The sequence below is a fragment of the Planococcus chinensis genome (assembly GCF_020071995.1).
Classification (GTDB): domain Bacteria; phylum Bacillota; class Bacilli; order Bacillales_A; family Planococcaceae; genus Planococcus; species Planococcus chinensis_A.
The window spans coordinates 146,918-167,070 of record NZ_JABWTK010000003.1 but is presented as its reverse complement, the minus strand read 5'-3'; the positions used below and the strand labels follow the sequence as shown (position 1 = coordinate 167,070).

17 protein-coding genes are annotated in these 20,153 nt (G+C 47.3%); 5 read left to right on the top strand and 12 right to left on the bottom strand.

What is annotated here, in order from left to right; translation table 11 throughout:
- Window positions 1–2 precede the first annotated feature (2 nt).
- From HU147_RS06360 to glgB, 7 genes are all read right to left on the bottom strand, one after another.
- A complete protein-coding gene (locus tag HU147_RS06360) occupies window positions 3–1,103 on the bottom strand; it encodes an MBL fold metallo-hydrolase (RefSeq protein ID WP_224075455.1) in 1,101 nt (366 codons plus the stop codon).
- Window positions 1,104–1,276: 173 nt separating this feature from the next.
- Window positions 1,277–2,086, bottom strand: a complete 810-nt coding sequence (locus tag HU147_RS06355; protein WP_224075454.1) for an SDR family oxidoreductase — start codon at window positions 2,084–2,086, stop codon at window positions 1,277–1,279.
- Between the two features lie 22 nt (window positions 2,087–2,108).
- Complete coding sequence (locus HU147_RS06350) at window positions 2,109–4,490, bottom strand: glycogen/starch/alpha-glucan phosphorylase (protein ID WP_224075453.1); 2,382 nt, start codon at window positions 4,488–4,490, stop codon at window positions 2,109–2,111.
- Window positions 4,491–4,499: 9 nt separating this feature from the next.
- On the bottom strand, window positions 4,500–5,936 hold the full coding sequence (gene glgA, locus HU147_RS06345; RefSeq protein WP_224075452.1) for a glycogen synthase GlgA: 1,437 nt from the start codon (window positions 5,934–5,936) through the stop codon (window positions 4,500–4,502).
- Window positions 5,933–6,955 carry a sugar phosphate nucleotidyltransferase gene (locus HU147_RS06340; protein ID WP_224075451.1) on the bottom strand — a complete coding sequence of 341 codons (1,023 nt, stop codon included), beginning with the start codon at window positions 6,953–6,955 and terminating at the stop codon, window positions 5,933–5,935. The genes glgA and HU147_RS06340 overlap by 4 nt, the downstream gene beginning before the upstream one ends.
- Complete coding sequence (locus tag HU147_RS06335; protein WP_224075450.1) at window positions 6,952–8,100, bottom strand: glucose-1-phosphate adenylyltransferase; 1,149 nt, start codon at window positions 8,098–8,100, stop codon at window positions 6,952–6,954. Before HU147_RS06335 ends, HU147_RS06340 begins: the two co-directional genes overlap by 4 nt.
- On the bottom strand, window positions 8,097–9,980 hold the full coding sequence (gene glgB, locus HU147_RS06330; protein ID WP_224075449.1) for a 1,4-alpha-glucan branching protein GlgB: 1,884 nt from the start codon (window positions 9,978–9,980) through the stop codon (window positions 8,097–8,099). The genes HU147_RS06335 and glgB overlap by 4 nt, the downstream gene beginning before the upstream one ends.
- A 242-nt stretch (window positions 9,981–10,222) precedes the next feature.
- On the opposite strand from glgB, the gene HU147_RS06325 reads away from it, so the two are divergent.
- Both HU147_RS06325 and HU147_RS06320 read left to right on the top strand, forming a co-directional pair.
- Window positions 10,223–10,804, top strand: a complete 582-nt coding sequence (locus HU147_RS06325; RefSeq protein ID WP_224075673.1) for an SCO family protein — start codon at window positions 10,223–10,225, stop codon at window positions 10,802–10,804.
- A gap of 4 nt (window positions 10,805–10,808) precedes the next feature.
- Complete coding sequence (locus HU147_RS06320; RefSeq protein WP_224075448.1) at window positions 10,809–11,138, top strand: hypothetical protein; 330 nt, start codon at window positions 10,809–10,811, stop codon at window positions 11,136–11,138.
- A 39-nt stretch (window positions 11,139–11,177) separates the two neighbouring features.
- Here HU147_RS06320 and HU147_RS06315 read toward each other — a convergent pair whose 3' ends face one another.
- Window positions 11,178–12,218: a lactonase family protein gene (locus HU147_RS06315; RefSeq protein WP_224075447.1), complete on the bottom strand. Its 1,041-nt coding sequence runs from the start codon at window positions 12,216–12,218 to the stop codon at window positions 11,178–11,180.
- A gap of 114 nt (window positions 12,219–12,332) precedes the next feature.
- Between HU147_RS06315 and HU147_RS06310 the strand changes: the two genes are divergently transcribed.
- Entirely contained in the window at window positions 12,333–12,890 is a 558-nt protein-coding gene (locus HU147_RS06310; RefSeq protein WP_224075446.1) for a shikimate kinase, read from the top strand.
- Window positions 12,891–12,968: 78 nt separating this feature from the next.
- Here HU147_RS06310 and HU147_RS06305 read toward each other — a convergent pair whose 3' ends face one another.
- Window positions 12,969–14,279 (bottom strand): acetamidase/formamidase family protein, encoded by a 1,311-nt coding sequence (locus tag HU147_RS06305; RefSeq protein WP_263427767.1) that lies wholly within the window; start codon window positions 14,277–14,279, stop codon window positions 12,969–12,971.
- A gap of 256 nt (window positions 14,280–14,535) precedes the next feature.
- On the opposite strand from HU147_RS06305, the gene HU147_RS06300 reads away from it, so the two are divergent.
- Window positions 14,536–15,444, top strand: coding sequence for a proline dehydrogenase family protein (locus HU147_RS06300; RefSeq protein ID WP_224075445.1), 909 nt, complete (start codon window positions 14,536–14,538; stop codon window positions 15,442–15,444).
- 54 nt (window positions 15,445–15,498) lie between these two features.
- On the opposite strand, the gene HU147_RS06295 is transcribed toward HU147_RS06300, so the two are convergent.
- Window positions 15,499–16,437, bottom strand: a complete 939-nt coding sequence (locus HU147_RS06295) for a ring-cleaving dioxygenase (RefSeq protein ID WP_224075444.1) — start codon at window positions 16,435–16,437, stop codon at window positions 15,499–15,501.
- Window positions 16,438–16,507: 70 nt separating this feature from the next.
- Complete coding sequence (locus HU147_RS06290) at window positions 16,508–17,191, bottom strand: hypothetical protein (protein ID WP_224075443.1); 684 nt, start codon at window positions 17,189–17,191, stop codon at window positions 16,508–16,510.
- Window positions 17,192–17,381: 190 nt separating this feature from the next.
- Between HU147_RS06290 and HU147_RS06285 the strand changes: the two genes are divergently transcribed.
- The gene (locus HU147_RS06285) at window positions 17,382–18,365 is read left to right on the top strand and encodes an alpha/beta hydrolase (RefSeq protein WP_224075442.1); all 984 of its coding nucleotides are present in this window, start codon (window positions 17,382–17,384) and stop codon (window positions 18,363–18,365) included.
- Window positions 18,366–18,617: 252 nt separating this feature from the next.
- On the opposite strand, the gene HU147_RS06280 is transcribed toward HU147_RS06285, so the two are convergent.
- A complete protein-coding gene (locus HU147_RS06280) occupies window positions 18,618–19,985 on the bottom strand; it encodes an IS4 family transposase (protein WP_224075441.1) in 1,368 nt (455 codons plus the stop codon).
- Window positions 19,986–20,153: the final 168 nt, after the last annotated feature.

Below are 20,153 nucleotides of genomic sequence, written 5' to 3'. Positions count from 1 at the left end.
AATCACTCCCCTATGCAAGCAAGGCCCTGTTCTTTAATGGCGCTAATTTTGCCTTTGCCGATGCCTTTTATTTTATCCAGTTCTTCGATGGTTTTAAACGGCCGCTCGTCGATGATGGCTTCGGCCAAAGATGTCCCGATGCCGGCAATTTCCTGCAATTCAGCAGTAGATGCCTTATTGATATCGAGGCAGCGGTTTTTCCCTTCCACCACTGTCCCTTCTTTTTCCGTACTGATTTCATAGGTTTTTCCGTTTGTATCAAGCACTACCGTACCGTTGACATCAGTGCCGTATACTTCCGCTCCCGCGTTTTCGACAGCCGCGATTACTTCCGCATGCGGATGCCCATAGGAATTATCGATTCCGGCACTGTATACGGCCACTTCAGGGGTTACTGCTTTTAAGAATGCATTGCTTGTAGAAGTATTGGAGCCGTGATGGCCCAAATGCAGAATTTCTGCATCCAAATCCGCTCCATTATCAATCATTGCCTGCTCTTCCTTTACGCCGGAATCCCCCGTAAAGACAAAGTCGATATCGCCGTAAGTCAGTTTCAGCGAGATGGATTCCTCGTTGGCCTTGCCTGTAATTTCTTCAGGATAAAGCACTTCGACTTGCAGGCTGCCGACATCAAACACTTCTCCGGCACGCGGTTCGTAGTAATCCGTTCCCTTCTCGTCAATCGCCTTCAAAGCATTGATAAACGTATTCGAAGTGCTGGCATTTCCGGACATCCAAACTTCTCCGACTTCAAATTGCTCGACGACGCGCTCCAATTGGCCGATATGGTCGGAATCGGGATGCGTCCCTACGACAATATCCAATTTTTCAACTTCGTTCGCTTTCAAATAATCAACGGTCGCTGTACTGTTCCAGTCACCGGTATCAATCAGCAGCTTGTAGTCTTCATACTCCAAAAGCGTGGCATCCCCTTGGCCGACATCGATAAAATGAACTTTCAAATTTTCTTTTGCGGATTCTGTCGCCGCCGGTGTTGTAGGTGCTTCGGATGGGCCGGGCTTCTCCTGGGGCTTTGCCTCTTGCAGGCAGCCAGCCAGCAGCACGAGAGTCAGTGCGGCCAGCCATATAAGTTTATTTTTCATATTCCTCGCCTCTTCCTATACTGAATTTTACCATATTCTCAGCGGCCCGTTCTCTTCCAAAGCAGCTAAAAAGGCCGGAAACCAGGGGCATTATTCAAACAGGAGGCGGCGATTTAATCTCCAGGCAACACAAAAAAGCTGGCCTTCAATCTGGCCAGCTTTTTTCTTTGGAATCAGGTGGACATATAGTCTCCGCCGTTCATATGCAAAAATTGCCCGGTCATATACGAATTTTGGGGATCTGCCAAAAAGACATAAGCTTTTACGAGTTCATAAGGTTGGGCGGGCCGTCCGGCGGGCACATCTTTGCCAAATCCTTCTTCCAGTTCCGGATCCAGATGGCCGAACGTTTTCGGGATCAGCGGGGTCCAAACCGGGCCCGGAGCAATGCCGTTCACCGCAATGCCTTCCCGGACAAAACGACGGGCGAGCGAACGCGTCATCGAGACCATAGCGCCGTTTGCCCCGGCATAATCGATCAAATCCGAATGCCCCCGGTAGGCATTGATGGAGGCGGTATTGATGATGCGAGCGCCTTCTTTCAAATGCGGGCGTGCCGCGCGGACCAGGTACAGCATGGCAAACGCCTTGATTTCGAACGTCTTCAATATATGTTCATCGGTAATATCCACCGGATTGCTTTCCGGATACTGGTACCCGGCATTGTTGACCAGAATATCAATTTGTCCGAATGAATCGAGCGCAAATTGAACGAGCTTATCGCAGTTTTCGGATTTCCCTAAGTCACCGCTCAGCGCTTTTGCCTCGCCCCCGTAGCTTTCAATCGTTTCAATCGTTTTTGCGGTAGCTTCTTCATCGTCCAGGTACCCGATCACCACTTTGGCGCCTTCTTTGGCGTAAGCGAAAGCGACCGCTTGTCCAATTCCGCTGTTCCCCCCGGTAATAATGGCCACTTTCCCTTGGAGGACTCCGCTTGCTTTGTAATCTTTCAAATCCGTATTATCGAAATTCCCTTCCGCCATGCTATCACCCTTCCCGGTACGGTTATTTACTGTGCACTTTTTCCAAATTCCATACTTCGTCCGAATATTGGCGAATGGTCCGGTCGCTTGAAAAAATTCCGGATTGGGCAATATTCACCACCGACATTTCTTGCCAAGCCAAGCTGTCTTCATAGACGGCCAATACCCGGTTATGGGTTCTGGCATAATGCTGAAGGTCTTTCAGCACAAAAAACGGATCGTTTTCGCCGACAAGCTGCTGACGGATAAAGTCGATATTTTCCGGTCCTTTTGACAAGCTGCCGCTTAACAATTCACTGACCACCCGGCCGATTTCCCGGTCTTTTTCGATGAATTCCCTTGCATGATAGGTTTTCTCTTTTTCAAACTGCATAACTTGCTGCGCAGACAACCCGAAAATAAAGGCGTTGTCATCTCCGATTTGTTCAACGATTTCTACAGTCGCTCCGTCAAAAGTGCCCAATGTTACAGCGCCGTTCATCATGAATTTCATATTCCCGGTGCCGGAAGCCTCTTTTGAGGCGGTCGAAATCTGTTCGCTGATATCAGCTGCAGGAAACATTTTTTCAGCCCGGCTGACGCTGTAATCTTCAACAAAGACAACATGAAGATGATGGCGCGCGACAGGGTCATTGTTCACCTTTTCTGCTACAGTATTGATCAGTTTAATGACTTGCTTGGCGAATTGATAGCTCTTTGCCGCTTTGCCCGCAAAGAAAAAAGTGCGCGGGTATGGCCGGTAAGAGGCATCTTCTTTAATCCGGTTGTAAAGCATTTGGATATGCAGAATATTCATCAACTGCCGCTTATAGCCATGGAATCTTTTGATGTGCATATCGTAAATCGATTCAGGATCGATGGTTATAGCTTGGTGGCTCCATACATAATCGGCAAGCTGGTTCTTTTTTTGCTGCTTCACGGCTTTAAAATCACCGACAAATACCGGATTCTGCGTAAATTCATTCAGCTTATGCAGCTTCATCGTGTCCCGCTTCCATTCGTCTCCAATTGCGGAAGAAATCAGATTCGAAAGTTCAGGGTTCGCTTTTATCAGCCAGCGCCGGTGGGTGATGCCGTTGGTTTTATTATGGAATTTATGAGGAAAATGCTCATTCAGCTCTTTCATCTCACGCCTTTTTAAAATGTCCGTATGCAGCTTGGCAACTCCGTTCACTTTGTAGCTTCCCACGACAGCTAGCGTCGCCATTTTGACCATTCCGTCATCGATGATGGCGAGTTTCTTCAGCGCTTCAGGCTCTAATTTTTCCTGATGGCATTTCTCCTTAAAGCGGCGGTCGATTTCCTGGATGATCATATACACGCGTGGAAGGAGCTGTTCAAGAATGTGGCTGCTCCACTTTTCCATCGCTTCTTCCAGAATGGTGTGGTTGGTGTAAGAAATGGTGTGAGTCGTAATTCCCCACGCTTCTTCCCATGACATTCCTTCTTCATCGAGCAGAATCCGCATCAGTTCAGGAATAGCTAAAGCTGGATGGGTGTCATTGATTTGGATGGCTACGTGCTTTGCCAGAACCGTCATCGGAAAATCACGATTTTTGACTATGGTTTGAAGGGAAGCGCTGCATAGAAAATATTGCTGCTTCAACCGGAGGATTTTCCCTTCTTCGGTTGAATCATCGGGGTACAGACGATCCGAAATGGTTTCGACTTGCTGCTGATAAGCGTCGATGTCGCCATCAGGCAGCAAATGCGGTTCCGGCAGTTCGGCTTGCCAAAGGCGCAGTGTGTTAACTGTGTTTCCATACGCGCCGACTACCGGCATGTCGTATGGTACAGCTTTTACCCATTTCACATCTCTATGTTCCGGCTTGAATGGCCCGTCATCTGAGGCATGCAGTTTCCCGAAAAACGGGATATACAAAGCCAAATCTTCCCGTCTGGTATCCCATCCGATGGAATCATTTATCCAGTCGGTCGGCTTCTCGGTCTGAAAACCATCGCTTATGCCTTGGCTGAACAATCCGCCTTTGTAGCGGATGCCGCAGCCATGCCCAGGCATCTGAAGCGAGGCAAGAGAGTCCATAAAACAGGCGGCAAGCCGGCCAAGACCGCCATTGCCAAGACCCGGTTCTGGCTCCTGTTCCTCAAGTTCCGCCAAATTATAGCCAAGTTCAGCCAAGCCTTCGTTTACCATTTCATAAAGCGACAAGTTCACTAAGTTCTGTCCCAGCATGCGGCCGATCAAGAATTCAATCGAAAAATAATACAGCTGTTTCCGCTGCTCTTCCTGATACAGATAAGTCGTTTCATCCCAATCCCGTTGGACAAATTCCCGCACCATTCCAGCTAAAACGAAGTAGGCGGTTTCGGGAGCTGCAGGCTGTTCTTGCTGTTCCAGTAGCTTTGCAAAGTTTTCTTTAAATTCTTCTTTTGAATAAAACATCCGCCACCTTCACTTTCCGGCGATTCCCTCATATACACTGGCGTATTCTTTTGCAGAACGTGACCAGGAGTAATCGCCCCGCATGCCATTTTGTTTGATCATTTTCCAGTGTTCGGGCTGTTGATACAGGGACAGGGCACGGTTCACGGCTTCTGCAAAACTTTCCTGCTTTGAAAAATCGCTTAAAAATCCATTGCCGCTTTGCAGGTCTGGATCGTATTCCACGACCGTATCTTTGAGCCCCCCTGTCTTGTTGGCTACCGGCACTGTGCCATAGCGCATCGAAACCAGCTGGCTTAATCCACAAGGTTCAAAATGGGAAGGCATCAAAAAGATATCTGCGCCCGCGTACAGCAAATGGGCAAGCGATTCGTCAAAACCGATATGGGCTACCACTTGCCCAGGAAAGTCCGCTTCCAGGACTTCGAAAAACTGCTCATACTGGCTTTCACCGGAACCAAGCAAGACAAACTGAACGTCTTGTGCTTCCAGTATCCCCGGCAATGCCTGCTCCAAAACATCAATTCCTTTTTGGCCCGACAACCGGGAAACCATGGTTAACAGCGGTACGTCGCCACGCTCCGGAAGGCCGAAACGGGATTGCACCGCACGCTTATTGACAGCCTTATTTTCTACAGAAGTCTGGTCATATACCATTTCGATATCCATGTCGGCAGCCGGATTATAAGCTTCGGTATCCAGGCCGTTCAAAATGCCGATTAAATCTTCTTCTCTCGTACGCAATAGCGAATCCAGTTTTTCCCCGTATTGCTCGGTCAGGATTTCGTTCCGGTATGTTGGGCTGACGGTCGTGACTTTATCGGCGTAAACAATGCCGGTCTTTAAAAAATTGACATTGTTATGCCAGGCAACGGCTTCTTCGTGAAAATGGGAGTCATCCATTTCCAGCTCGTCCACCAGCAGTGTTTTAGGAAACCAGCCCTGAAACTGCAGGTTGTGAATCGTTAAAATCGTCTTCAACTTCCCTTTTAATACTGCGTAACGCTCATCTTCTTTTAATAGAAAAGGAATCATTCCGGTATGCCAGTCGTGAATATGTAAAATATCCACGCCTTCTTCCAAGGTTTCCACTGCTGCCAATACGGCGCGGTTGAAAAAAGCGAAACGCTCCCCGTCGTCGGGTTGGCTGTATATTTGCTCACGTGCAAAATAAGAGTCGTTTTCCACTAATACATAACGGACGCCTTTGAGCACGTACTCGAAAAGCGTGTGAGTGTTTTGTTGCCCTTTAAACGGGACTTGGATTTCTCCAAACAACGAAAACTCATTTTTATATTCTTCCGGAATCAGGCTGTATTTGGGAAGAATCACGGTGACTTCATGGCCAAGCGCCACTAATTCTTTTGGCAATGCGCCCATCACGTCTGCAAGCCCCCCGGTTTTTACAAAAGGCACGCATTCCGCAGCAGCCATTACAATCTTCATCGGACTTCCTCCTTTGTTACCCGCTCTCCTTTGCGGAGAACCACCGGTTTTTCCGGTGTTCCTTTAAGTACTACACCTTCTTCGACATAGACATCTTTATCAGCAATCACATAAGACAACTCGCAGTTTTTCTCAATGAACGATTTTTGCATGATAATGCAATGGTCGACTTTGCTGCTTTGGTTGACGGAAACTGCCCGGCTGATGATGCTGTTGCCTACAGTGCCTTCAATCGTACTGCCATTGGCGATCAAACTTCGGGCGACGTGCGACCCCGGCATGTAACGGGTAGGCGGCTCATCTTTCACCTTTGTGTAAATCGGGCGTTTTGAAAGGAACAATTCGTTTCTTTTGTCCTGTTCCAGTAAATCCATCGACGCCTGAAAATAACTTTCAATGGAATCAATGATGGCGTAGTAGCCTGTATATTCATATTTCCCGTAAGAATAAGGCGCTCTGTTCAGTCTAACAACGTCTTCCACACTAATAACGCGCTTTTCCCGGTGCGTCCGGATCAATTCCTTCAGCAAGCTTTTCTTCAAAATATAATTGTTCAGCCCCAACCCGCCGCCGACAGCTTCCGTTATATCAACACCGGACGCTATGTGGGCATCAAGCATGTCTTCGTAATCGATTTGGCATATTGTCGAGCAAGCCGTCACAACCACATAATCCTGCCGGCTCTTATCGAAAAAGTCCATATGTTCTTCAAGCGCTGCGAAAGATCCAACAGTAATTTGGTCTCCAGCCTTTTGGGAAATCGGGAGAAAAAACAGCCCGTCTTTCCGGCGATCCAAATCCCAGTTTTTCCCCATTCCAATATGATCCAATAATGAAACAAAAGGATAGGAAGCAAAAACGCCGACGGAATTGATATTGGAATTCACGATATTTGATAAGGTAAAGTCAATCAAGCGGTAACGCCCGGCAAAAGGAACCGAAGCAGTGGTGCGGTACATCGTTAAATCTTCCAGGCCCGGCTTCTTCACTGCAGCATCAATGACTGCGACTAATCTCATTTGCCAACACTTCCTTTCCACTCATCTATGATGTCTTGGGTCAATAAGACAATTTCATCCCCTTGTTCTTTCAGCTCAAAATTTTCCGGAATCACCAAATCAGGCGGAATGATCACTCTCGATAACTTGGCGCCGCTGCCAATCTTCACGCAGTTCATGACGACACATTCATAAAGAGTAGCGCCTTCTTTCACTTCAACATCCTGAAAAACAACCGATTTCTCCACTTTTCCGTTGATGACACAGCCTTCATTAATCAGCGCTTCCTGCAAATAACCGGTTTCGCCGACCACTTGCGGCGGCAGCTGGCGATTGGAGGAGAAAATGCGCCATGCCGGATCATTCAAATTCAAATCCGAATCTGAATTCAATAAATCCATATTGGCTTCCCATAAACTCTCTACCGTCCCTACATCTTTCCAGTAGCCTTTGTATGGGTAAGCCACCATCTTCTCGCCTTGCTCAAGCATCAACGGAATAATGTCTTTTCCGAAATCATGGGAGGAATTTTCATTGTCGTTATCCATCAGCAAATACTTTTTCAGCTTCGCCCAATCAAAAATGTACACCCCCATTGAAGCCAGGTTGCTTTCCGGTTCTGCCGGTTTTTCCACAAACTCTTTAACCTGCATATTTTCATCGGTGTTCATGATCCCGAAGCGGCTGGCATCTTTCCATGGCACTTCAATAACGGAAATTGTCGCTCCCGCATTTTGTTCAATATGGAAATCCAGCATCGTCTGGTAATTCATTTTGTAAATATGGTCGCCTGATAAAATGATGACGTATTGCGGATCTTGTTCCGTCAGGTATTTGATGTTCTGATAAATGGCATTCGCTGTGCCGTTGTACCATTTAATGCCTTCCATTCCGGCATATGGCGTCAACATCGTAACGCCCCCTGTACGCCGGTCAAGATCCCAAGGCGTCCCAAGTCCGATATAATTGTGCAGAACATGAGGCTGGTATTGTGTCAGGACGCCAACCGTATGGATTTCAGAATTCACACAGTTCGATAAAGGAAAATCGATGATCCGGTACTTTCCGCCAAACGGAATAGCGGGCTTCGCAATATCATAGGTCAATGATTTTAAGCGGCTTCCTTGACCTCCTGCCAAAAGCATCGCAACTATTTTTCTTTTCATGCCTCTACACTCCCATCCTGTTTTAGTTTCCAAATGCTTACTTCAAATGCTGGCAAGTCTATTTTCATGGAGTACTGCTGCTTTTTCAAAGGGACTTGCTGCGCTTGAATTCCCGCACCTTTCCCGTCCCCCGTTTTTCCGGAATTGCCACTGGCTGTTGAAAAGATTTTCCGGTAAAAACCATTTGCAGGCAGACCTACTTGAAACGCGTCATAGGACCGTTCTGAAAAATTGCAAACAACAATGCACGTGTCTTCAGCCGAGCGGCCCCTTCGGATAAATGAAAGCACTCCTTTTTCGCTATCGTCTGCATCCAGCCATTCAAATCCTTGGCGATCATAATCCAACTCAAAGAATGCCCGTTCTTTTTTATAAAAGCTCAAAAGTTCTTTTGTGAAAGATGCCATTTCCCGGTGGGCTTTAAAATCGAACAAATGCCAATCCAATGTCGGCTGGAAGTCCCATGGGTCGACCTGCCCGAATTCCTGCCCCATAAATAACAGCTTTTTCCCCGGAAAAGCCACCCAGAAACTGAGCAATAGCCGCAGCTGGGCAAACTTTTCTTCGGTTGTTCCCCACATTTTCCCCAGCAGAGATCCTTTTTCCGGAATTACTTCATCATGGGAAAAAGTCGAGATGAATCTTTCATCATAGTAGTACATCATCGCAAAATTAAGCTTGCGATGGGAATCACGCCGTTCGGAAAACGGTGTCTTCAAATATGATTGTGTATCATTCATCCAGCCAAAATTCCATTTATAATCAAAGCCGATGCCGCCTTCTTTGATATCCCCTGTGACTTTCGGATAATGCCAGGCATCTTCTGCAATCAAAATGGCTTCTGGATAATGGAGGCGCAAGCTTGCAGTCAACTTCCGCAAAAAATCCGCCCCTTCTTTGTTATGCGGCCTTTCCGGGCGGTTCGGGATAAACAACAGATTCACCAGTGCATCCATCCGGCAGCCATCAAATTTATACTCTTCAAACCAGTAATGTGCACTCGATAGGATGAAACTGACGACTTCTCCTTTTTGCACGTCAAAATTTAACGTTCCCCAGTCGGGATTGCTCCTGCGCTCCGGCCGTTGTTCTTCGTAAAGCAGCGATCCATTGAACGATGCCAGTGCATGAGCATCGACGCAGAAATGTCCGGGCACCCAGTCCGATATTAAGCCGATGCCGCTCTCTGCGCATTTGGCGATGAAATATTTCAAATCATCTACCGTGCCGTAGCGGCTAGTCGGCGCAAAAAACCCTGTTGTCTGATAGCCCCAGGACTCATCAAGCGGATGTTCCGTAATCGGCAAGATTTCAATATGCGTGAAACCTTGTTTCTTTACATACGGAATCAATTCACCTGCCAGCTCCCGGTAAGTCAAAAAATCTCCTTCTTTGTTCCGTTTCCAGGTTCCGATATGTACCTCATAAATGGCCATCGGCTTTTCAAAATGATTTTTCACGATACTTTTTTTCTGCTCCAATACTTCCGTAGACCATACGTGTTTGGAGTTGCCTGCTACAATCGAACGGTGCTGCGGCCTTTTCTCATTGGCTCTTGCAAACGGATCTGTTTTTCGGATAAAATCCCCTTGAACCGTTTCAATTTCATATTCGTACACAGCCCCTGTTAAATCTTCCAGTACCCGCACTTCCCAAATCGTTGGATCAAGCGAAAGCGGCGCCATTCGGTACTGTCTTTCATCCGCATCCGCCGAATTGGCAACAATGACGGAGACGCTTTTGACATCCGGTGCCCAAACCGCAAAGTATGTCTCATCCTGGTGAATATGTGAACCGAAATACAGATAAGCATCTGTCATCTTTCCGGTATGAAAATCCGATAGTTTTTCATCAGTAAAAGAAACCAAGGTATCGCCCAAAAAAAACACCTCCAAAAGTACTGGCAATTTTCTCGTTCCTATTACCATTATTCTACATTCAACAATAGAATCCCTTGAAAAAAATCGGAATATTTGAAAATCAAATAGATTCATAACATATTTAAAGAAAAAGGGCAGAAGCGTTCGCAATTTTTACACATAATTAAGGTTGCTAGCTCTTGTTTGTAAGCCCTTTTTCTACTAGGCTTAGTGGAGGCGAGTCATTTCAGAAAGGAAGAGGCATCTTGCGGAAAACCTTATGGATTTCAACACTGTTACTTTTCAGTTTATTGCTTGCCGGATGCGGCCAAGCCATTGAAGACCCCCTTAACTGGGAAATAGAAGATTTCACTTTTACCAATCAAGAAAAAGAAGAATTCGGCTTGTCCGATTTAAAAGGAGAAGTATGGGTGGCAGACTTTGTCTTTACAAATTGCACGACTGTCTGCCTGCCGATGACATCCAATATGGTGGATTTACAGAAGCAGTTTAAAGAAGAGGGACTGGACGTAAAAATTGTTTCATTCAGTGTAGACCCTACTGTGGATACGCCGGAGATTTTAAAATCCTATGCGGAAAATTACGGAGCGGATCTGTCTTCATGGAATTTGCTTACGGGCTATTCACCTGAAACCATCGATCAATTTGCGATGGAAAACTTCCAGGTGCTCGCCAGAAAACCTGAAAATACAGACCAGGTCATCCACGGCACTTCCTTCTATCTGGTGGATCAAAACGGCGTCGTCATGAAAGATTACGACGGCGTCAAACTGCCGGCTGAAGAAATCATGGCGGATGCGAAAATCCTGCTTTCGGAGGAATAAGTAGATGAAGAACAAAAAATTGTGGACGGTGGCAGTCGGACTAATAGTCATTGCATTGATTGCTGCGATGTTCATGCCGCGCAACAACGAACCGGCTCCGAATACACGCGTCGTGCTCGAACATACCCACCGGACCTATATTGCCCCATCTTGTTTTGATGAAGCGGATGCGACAAATTTCCTGGAAGACGCCACCTTGGGCGATGCCGAGGAACTTGGTTACCTTCCGCATTCACCATGCACCGAAAAATCATTCCAAGGCAATAACGACAGCTTCTTTATTGATTTAATGAAAGAACTTGGCGTGATGGAAAAAGAATCGGAAGATTGGTAATTTAAAAAAGCAGCCAGAAGCTATTCTGGCTGCTTTTTTCTATCTAATTACTTTTACACAGACGGGTGAAGTCGTATGGATCGGTTCGCCGGTGATTTCCGGTATTCCAGACGCGTCAATTTTCATGATGCACAGCGAGTCTGATTGTTCGTTTGCCACAACCAGCCATTCGCCTCCCGGAACAAGTGCAAAGTGCCGTGGCCCAGCTCCGCCTGAAGGGACATGCCCCTGTAACTGCAGGCTTCCGTCTTCCAGAATTTCAAAAACAGCAATGCTGTCATGTCCACGGTTGGAGGCATAAAGAAAACGGGCGTCTTCGGACACTGCCACTTCTGCACTCGTATTTTCTCCCACAAAATCTTCCGGCACCAAATCAGCCACTTGGGCAAATTTCAAAAACTCTTCTCCCCCTAGCCGATACACCGACAAAGCTGAGCTTAACTCTTCCAGAGAGTAGACGTAGGGTTTTGCAGGATGAAAAGCTAAGTGGCGAGGACCTGCACCAGGAGTAGTCGCAACGATTTGCTTGGTTGCCAATTTGCCGGTTGCCGGATCCAATTCGTAGACAAAAATCAGATCCGTCCCTAAATCAGAAACCAAAAAATTGTTGCTGCCCGGCAGCTGGAACACCGAATGTGGATGCGGCGCGTCTTGGCGTTCTTCATTTGGCCCTTCGCCTTTATGGCGAACGGAATCGGTCCGTTCACCAATAGAACCGTCTTCCATAAAAGGATAGACATTGACATTGCCTCCTGAGTAATTGACAGAGAGCACCCATTTCCCCGATGCATCAATGCAGACATGCGCCGGGTGATCTCCATTGGCAGACTGGCGGCTGATTTCTGTCATCTGGTTGGATGAGAGCTCCAAACGGAAAGAAACCAGTTCCCCTTCGCCCACTTCACTCGTCGCTACAAAATGTTCACCATCCGGATGAACCGCAATAAAAGAAGCGCGATCAATTCCACCGATTCTATTCATTTCGGTTAATGTTCCTTCTTCCAAATTGAATCTCCAAAGTTTGATGCCCGGTTCCTTCGCCGAAGCGTAAGATCCTGTTAGCAAATAAGTTACAGCCATCTTGTCTCCTCCAGTCCTTTTTAAAATTGAGTGAATTATTATTCCGCTTCGTGTAAAGTAGGGTTGAGTACCTTCTGTTTTCAACTTACTATCAATAGAAAAGAGTGGTTGCCAGTGAGAAATTTCGAATTGTCCATTCGTGAAAAAAGCATTGTGTGCATCGGCTTTATGGGTGTGGGAAAAACCACTGTCGGGAAATTGCTGGCCCAAAAACTGTACCGCAATTTTATCGACATTGACGCAGAAATTGAAAAGGAATTTGCCATGCCGATTCCTTTAATATTCGAGACTTATGGCGAAAAAGCCTTCCGCAAAAAAGAAAAGGAACTGATCAGCTACTATAGCCGACAACCCCTTTACATCATCTCCGTCGGAGGAGGCGCTTTTCTGCAAAAAGAAATCCAAGCCATGTGCCTCAAAAATTGCATCGTATTATTTTTGGATATTTCCTGGGATTCCTGGAAAGACCGCATCCAGATTCTTTCCGGCAACCGCCCATTGCTCAAGAACCGCTCAATCGATGACATCAAACAACTTTTCCACGAGCGGCAAGCGATTTACTCCCTAAACCACTCAACATTCCAAATAGATCAGTTTGAAGCCGACGAGGCAGCAGAATATCTGGCAGGCGCCCTAAAACTATCCTGGGAAATCCACGCCCCGCAAACATAAAAAAGCGGGAATGGCCATTAGCTTAAAACAATAAAATAAAAGGAAGAGCCCGTTTAATCAGGCCCTTCCTTTTTGCTTTTAATGGTATTGGGCTTTTACCAAATCATACAGGTTCACCTTTTTCAAATAACTTTCAGGAGCCAGAAAAGTAACGGTGACTACCCCTGGATGGCGCCCGATTTCGATGGAACCGGTAATTGTCGCCCGGTTCATAATTTCCGGAACGGTTACATCGAATAATGCGGCTGCCCGTTCTAATCCGTTGTCCGTAGCTGCGTTTAAGGTCGGACCTGTACCAATGAACGAGACCGGCAAGGATTCTTCCAGTTGCGGCACGTTCCATTTGTCCGCAATTTTCTGCGCAGCCAATCGCTCTTCCGCTGTAAACGGTTTGGCTGTATAAGGCAAATCCTCCACATTCGCCAGCAATATCGGACCAGCATTGTTCAAGCCTTTGATCAATTCCACTTCCAGATGAACAATTCCGGCTACGTCCGCTGTATGGCCCGCTATTTCCCCGTCTCCCTGCATCGCATGCATATCGCCCAAGTAAACGCCGCCGCCGGGAACTTTCACCGGACAAATCAGGACTGAACCTGCCCGGACCCGGCTGATATCCATATGGCCATCTGTGCGGTGCATGTCGAGTTCTTCTTGGGTGCTGACGTATTCATGCGGTGCATCAATTAAAAACGATCCAAAATCGCCGGCATTATGGGAATCCGGAATCGGGCGCGACGGAGTGGTTCCCAGCTGGCCTAAAAAAGGCCGCATGCGTGCAATGGTTCCAACTAAATCATGCGGCGCAAATGTGACAATCGGGTTTTGCACCGACGCATCCGGCGTCTTCATATACGCCCTCCCGTTTTGTGCAATCATTTCAGCCGCTTCCCGATTGAGTGTAACGCCGACATCGCCTTTCTCGCCCATAAACATGGTATAGCCATTGGTGAACACAAACGGTGTGACATCTGCATCACAATTGGCACAGCGGATTGCTTCGCTGCCGGTTCCTTTGATTACAGTCTCCGGATACAAAGTTCCGCAGCCCGGACATTTCACCGCAATAAACGGATCTCCGAGAAAACGACCTTCCACCGGACTGTCATTGCCCGATGAAGTAGCGAGAGAAGTCACTTCAATCGACTTTATTCGGATGACAATGGCGTCTCCAGGCTCTGCGCCTTCGACATAGACCGGTTTAGTTACTTCATGGCCGCCACGGATGCACGGCGTAATCATCGGCCCCCAGCAGCCAGGAGCTGTATGCGCCACGATATGCCCTCCGCTTTTGACAGGACCCAGCATATCCAGGCTCGGATCCAGGACACCGTTCACATACTGATTAACCATCACCGTCTCAGATGCTGTAATTTTGGTTTCTTGCATATCTTTCAACTGAAACCCTCCTTTTTCTGATTATTAAGTCTATTGAAAGTATACGGCAGGATGGCAGAGCTTTCAATTCCGCGCGCTCGTTTTTTAGTTCCGGTTAGGTAGAACCCTGATATTCGATTATAATAGAAAACAGAAGCCATTTAGGTTTCCTATTTATCCATAAAAAAATATATCCGGCGGTTCCGCCGTCTCTTGTTTCAATTGTCTTGCGATCGAAAGCGGTTTTAAAAGTATAGGAGGAAAAAAAGTGGGGCTTACTAGAGACTTTTTCATAGCATTATCCAAAAACCAGCTATTAAATACCGGAGCAAAAAAATGGGGTTTAAAGCTTGGCGCCAGCAAAGTGGTAGCGGGTACTGATATTGATAGCATGATGAAATCCGTCAAAGAATTAAACGCCAATGGCATCGGTGCAACCATCGATAATTTAGGAGAATTTGTCTACAGCAAAGAAGAAGCACTTCAGGCAAAAGAAAACATCTTGGCTACACTGGAAGCTATTCAACAGCGTGGCGTGACTGCTCATATGTCCGTCAAATTGACTCAGGTCGGCTTGGATGTCGATTACAAATTCTGCTTGGAAAATATGCGCGAAATTGTTGAGGCAGCTGCCCGCTATGCCATCTTCATCAATATTGATATGGAAGATTACAGCCACTTGCAGCAAACGCTAGATATCCTCCATGAACTCTTAAAGGAATACGACAATGTCGGCACAGTGATTCAATCGTATCTCTACCGCTCTGAAAAAGATTTGGAAAACTTGCAAAATGCCCGGATTCGCCTTGTAAAAGGGGCGTACAAGGAAATTGCCGAAGTGTCTTATCAAAGTAAACAGGACATCGACGCCAATTTCTTGAAGCTCATCAAAATCCGGCTGCAGCAGCCCGGCTTCACTTCAATCGCTACCCATGACCATCACATTATCGATGCCGTCAAGAAATTTGCGAAAGAAAACCAGATTCCGCGTAGCCGCTTTGAATTCCAGATGCTATACGGCTTCCGCACCGATATGCAAAAAGAGCTTGCCGATGAAGGCTTTGCATTTACCACCTATGTTCCTTTCGGGCAAGACTGGTACGGCTATTATATGAGACGGTTGGCTGAACGTCCTCAAAATATCAACTTAGCGTTGAAGAGCATGGTCTCAAAATAACCATTAAAAAGAGCGTCCTGAGGAATATCCTTAGGACGCTCTTTCCTTATTGCTTTAATCCAATTCCCGAACGGCAATCGGCGTCAAATCTTCATTCAGCCTTGCCCGGTAATGCTCGTATTGCTTTGGCAGCATTAAACCCTCACCGAGAGTATCAGGGGTTTCATCAACAGCAAAACCGGGAGGGTCTGTCGCAATTTCAAATAATAGATCACCGTATTCACGGAAGTAAATCGCTTTGAAATAATTGCGGTCCTGGACCGGCGTTACTTGCAGACCGTACTCTTCAATCTGCCGCTTCCAATCTATTTGATCTGCGTTGTCGGCCGCGCGCCAGGCAATGTGATGAACCGTGCCCGCCCCCATGCGTCCTGGACCAACAGGGCTCAGTTTTACGTCAATCACGTTTCCAAGTTCCGCTGAGGCACGGAATCGCATCAAATCGTTTTCCTGGCCTTCTTTTTCCAAGCCAAGGCCTATCTCCAGCAGTTCTGTGGTTTTTTCAGCATTGGCAGTAAACAATGTTGCACCGGCAAATCCTTTGATTGCCGCTTCCGGGCCGATGTTGCCAAAGCGCCAGGCATTCGGTTTTCCCGCTTCTCTTTCCACCAACTCCAAATGCAAGCCGTGAGGATCATCAAAAGTGATATACTGCTCTTCGAAACGGGCTGTTTTTTCATAAGGCACCCCAAACTTGGATAGCCGCTGTTCCCAAAAGCCAAAAGCACCCGTTGGCACTGCATAAGTCGTCACGCCGACTTGCCCATCGCCAATTTTCCCTTTATAAGCTTGGTCCCAAGGGAAAAAAGTAATGATTGTGCCCGGTTCACCGGTTTCGTTCCCAAAATAAAGATGATACGTTCCCGGATCATCAAAGTTGATGGTTTTCTTGACTAACCGCAGCCCTAAGACGCCGGCATAGAAATCCACATTTTCCTGTGGGTTTCCGACGATTGCCGTAATATGATGAATCCCTTTTGATTTTTTTGCCATACTGCCTTTCCTCCAATTCCGCTAATCTGCTCTTTCATCGTACCATTTCAACGTCCCGAATGAAAAATGACTAGGTATCCTGCTGTCTTTTCTCTTTCTGCTGCTCTTTTACTTTTTCTTTTTCGTGCTCTTTCTGCTCTTTTAATTCTTGCTGGTCTTCTTGTTTTTCCTGCTCAATCTGTTCTTTTTGCTGCTCTTTTACTTCTTCGATTTTCTCCATTTCTTCCTGGTATTGCTCTTCTACTTCGCTGGTTGATGGAATAAAAGGCTCCTGATTATAATCGGTACGCCGGCCATAACGTAGCATTTCATAAATGATGAGCCCGTTGTTTGGCATGCCATTTGCCGTTTTCATTGGTACAATGTCAAATAACACATAGTAAAAAGCATAAAACACAAAGCGGCTCCAAAATGTTTCATATTCCTGCAGCAAACCATTGGCCAACATAGCATTAATGGTCAGTGCTACAATCAGGTTTACGAGAATTGGCCCCGCATAAATGCTTACATAGACAAACTTGCTTTTCCTTTTTAATGAATCATAGGAATACCAGCTATATAAATGATAATATTTGCGTATATCAAACATGCCAATTTTAATGATTCGCGGACCTGAACCGATTGTCAGCCTTGGATTATTGACGCCAAAGACGAAACTGACAATCAAATAACCGCTTTCCCTTAAAAATACAACAATCGGCAAAATGATAAATGCCGAAATGATTAACGATATTAGATCGGCTAAACCGAACATTGCATACACTTCCCTGTCTCAAACTTCATCCTTATTCAATACCCGGAAAAAAAGAGATAAAGCATGAAAACTGCAAATTAATATTTGTTACAAAAGTAATAATAGGTAATTAGTCTGTATTTTTTCTTTCATCCTCACGTTACGCTTTAGCTATTGTCCAGCATTAAATTTTTTGCAAAGGATGCTTACGATGTCTTTTAAAACCACATTCCAGCAATCAAATAAAAAAATCCTGCTTTTCTCCGTGGCCATCTTCATGATTGCAGCTGCCGCAGTATGGGCAACTGCTTCGTTCATGGATGACCCTTCTTCACCGAAAGCTTCCGAGGCTTTCTTATTTGACCTGGAAAAAATACAACAAGAAGTCAACATTGTCAAAGACCTCGTTTACAGCGATAAAAAAGACAGCTTATTGGATATTTATTATCCGGTTGAAGGCGGTGACAAGCTGCCGGTAATTTTATGGATACACGGGGGTGGATTCGTCGGCGGCTCTAAAGACACCCGGCAGGAATATGGAATGGCTTTGGCCCATGCCGGCTATGTGGTGGCAAATATCGACTATGCACTGGCGCCTGAACAGCTTTATCCCGGCCCGGTCATACAGGCAAACGAAGCGCTTGGCTATTTGCAGCTGCACGCTGAAAAATACGGCGGCGATATGTCCCGCGTGTTTATCGGCGGTGATTCGGCAGGAGCCCAAATATCCAGCCAAGTGGCCGCTGTCATGTCCAATGAAGATTTAGCGCAAACAATGGAAATCGTGCCCGCTGTCCAGCCGGAACAGCTGAAAGGCGCCCTGCTTTTTTGCGGATTATTCAATATGGAAACGGTTCGTGCTACCGGCTTTCCCAATATTGACAACTTTTTAAGTGCTTATACCGGTGCCAAGCCTTTTGAGTCATTCGAAAACATCGACCAATTATCAACGGTCAATCACCTGACTCCGGCGTATCCTTCTGTTTTTATCACGGTCGGGGATGCGGATCCGCTCGCTTCTCAATCCGTAGAGCTCGCGGAATCCCTTGAAGCTGCCGGTGTGGCCGTAGACAGCATGTTTTTCATCGGTACCGAAAAACAGTTGAAACACGAATTCCAATACGCATTAGACACCATTGATGGCCAGGAAACCTTAGCCCGCGCATTGGATTTTCTGTTTGCCAACAGCAATTAAAAAACGAGCCCCTGCATATAGCAACGGCTCGTTTTTGGCTGTCGAGAAATATTCCATTCTCTAAGCCATTTCGCTCCAAGTGGACGCTTTCCGCGGGCACGGCTTCAGCCCATAGCTGTCAACTTAAGAATTTCCCCAAAACCCTTCCGGTCATTTTTTCTGTCCGGAGGGGTTTCATTCGTTTGGACATCGGAAATGGAAATAAATAAGAACGCCAAATAAGCCTCCCGGCCAGGAGGCGTTGGGGTTCTGCTACATGGCGTGAAGGCGTTTCATGGCGGTCCCCTTGGCGGAGGCAGGTTTCCGGGCGGTTCGGATAAGCAGCCGCGTAATCAAGTGGACGAACGCCTGAGGCGTCTTCTTTTTTTGCCGGAAAGCTTCGTAGAGTTTCGCCAAGAGCCCGCATCCGATGCTCCGGATCGCCACCATCTCACTGATTTCCTGTTCTTCTTCCCAGATTGCGTTCCGGAATCGATACGCCATCAATTGGCTCAGGAGAAAAACCAGGAAGATGCCATACACGTGGCAGAGCCAGCGTTCCTGTTTGACCAGCTTAAAGTGATCGATCGCCAGATACGACTTGAGGATCTTGAAACTCAATTCGATCTGCCAGCGCAACCGATACAATTCGACCACCTGGGCATCAGAGACCGATTCTGGCAGATTGGTCATATACCCGGTGATGCCGGCGAGGTCCTGCACCAGCTGCTTCGGTTTTTTGCCCGACTTCGTCGCGCGGCGCTGGATGCGTCCAAGGCGCACTTGCCGCTGCGCATCATCGTGAGACAGGAGGATGCACCGGGCGGGGAAATGGGCGTCCCTTCCGAAATGGACCTCTTCGAGCTCCAACACTTCACCGGGCGCCATGTTCCGGCAAAGACCGGCCAGGTCAATGCGGTGGTATTGGCTGCTCGCCACCACGTCCCCGTTCGGATGATAGTTGGGAAACGGGTTCCGATAGGCCAGGTAGGCATCGCTCCGGAATTTGGTGAGGAAATAGCTGCCGTAGTGTTGGATCCCTTCGAATACCTTGAAGTGGAAATAGCCCAAGTCCTGCAAACACAACTCCTGTCCCTCCAGAAACGGCACCCGTTTCGCGCCGATGACGGCGTCGTTGATGTTCTGGCGGTCCAGGCAAAAGAACGTGAACCGCCCGGTCAACAAGTCAAACTCGTATTGGATTTTCACCGACGTCTGGCGCGTCTTCTGGGCACGGGCCTTCAAATGGTCCGGCACGCTGGCCGCTGTGGCATCAAGGATCCGGATGCTGGTGAAGGGCAGATTGTGGACCTGCCCTTCGGGCAGAAGCTGGTGCTGGAAACGACATAACTCCTCTACCAAGCGATGGAGAAAGTGCACGGCGTTCATGGTGAATTTCTTATCGAGTGCCGCCCGGCTGATGGAGATGTCCTGTTCGGTGGTGAGCTTGAAACAGAGCTCCTGAAGCGTACAGTCCATCAGGTTCCCCTGAACCTGGAACAGCAGCGCCAGGAAATCACTGGCCGTGACAACCCGTTTCCGTTGGATGAAGCCCGTCTCCCGGGCGATGGCGTCCACTTTGTCCGGTTCCAGAAAGGCGAACAGCTGGTCAAGAAAGTCGGCAGTCGCTAAAGGCGACATAGGAAAAACCCCTCTCGTTCATGGATAGTCTTCCATACCATCTTTTGAGAGGGGTTACACTTTTTCTTAAGTTGACAGCTATGACGGCTTCAGCCGCTTCCTTCGCGCTGCTCAGTCCAGGGTCTTCAGCTCGTGCTGCTCCCGCAGGAGTCGCCACTTTCCGCTTCA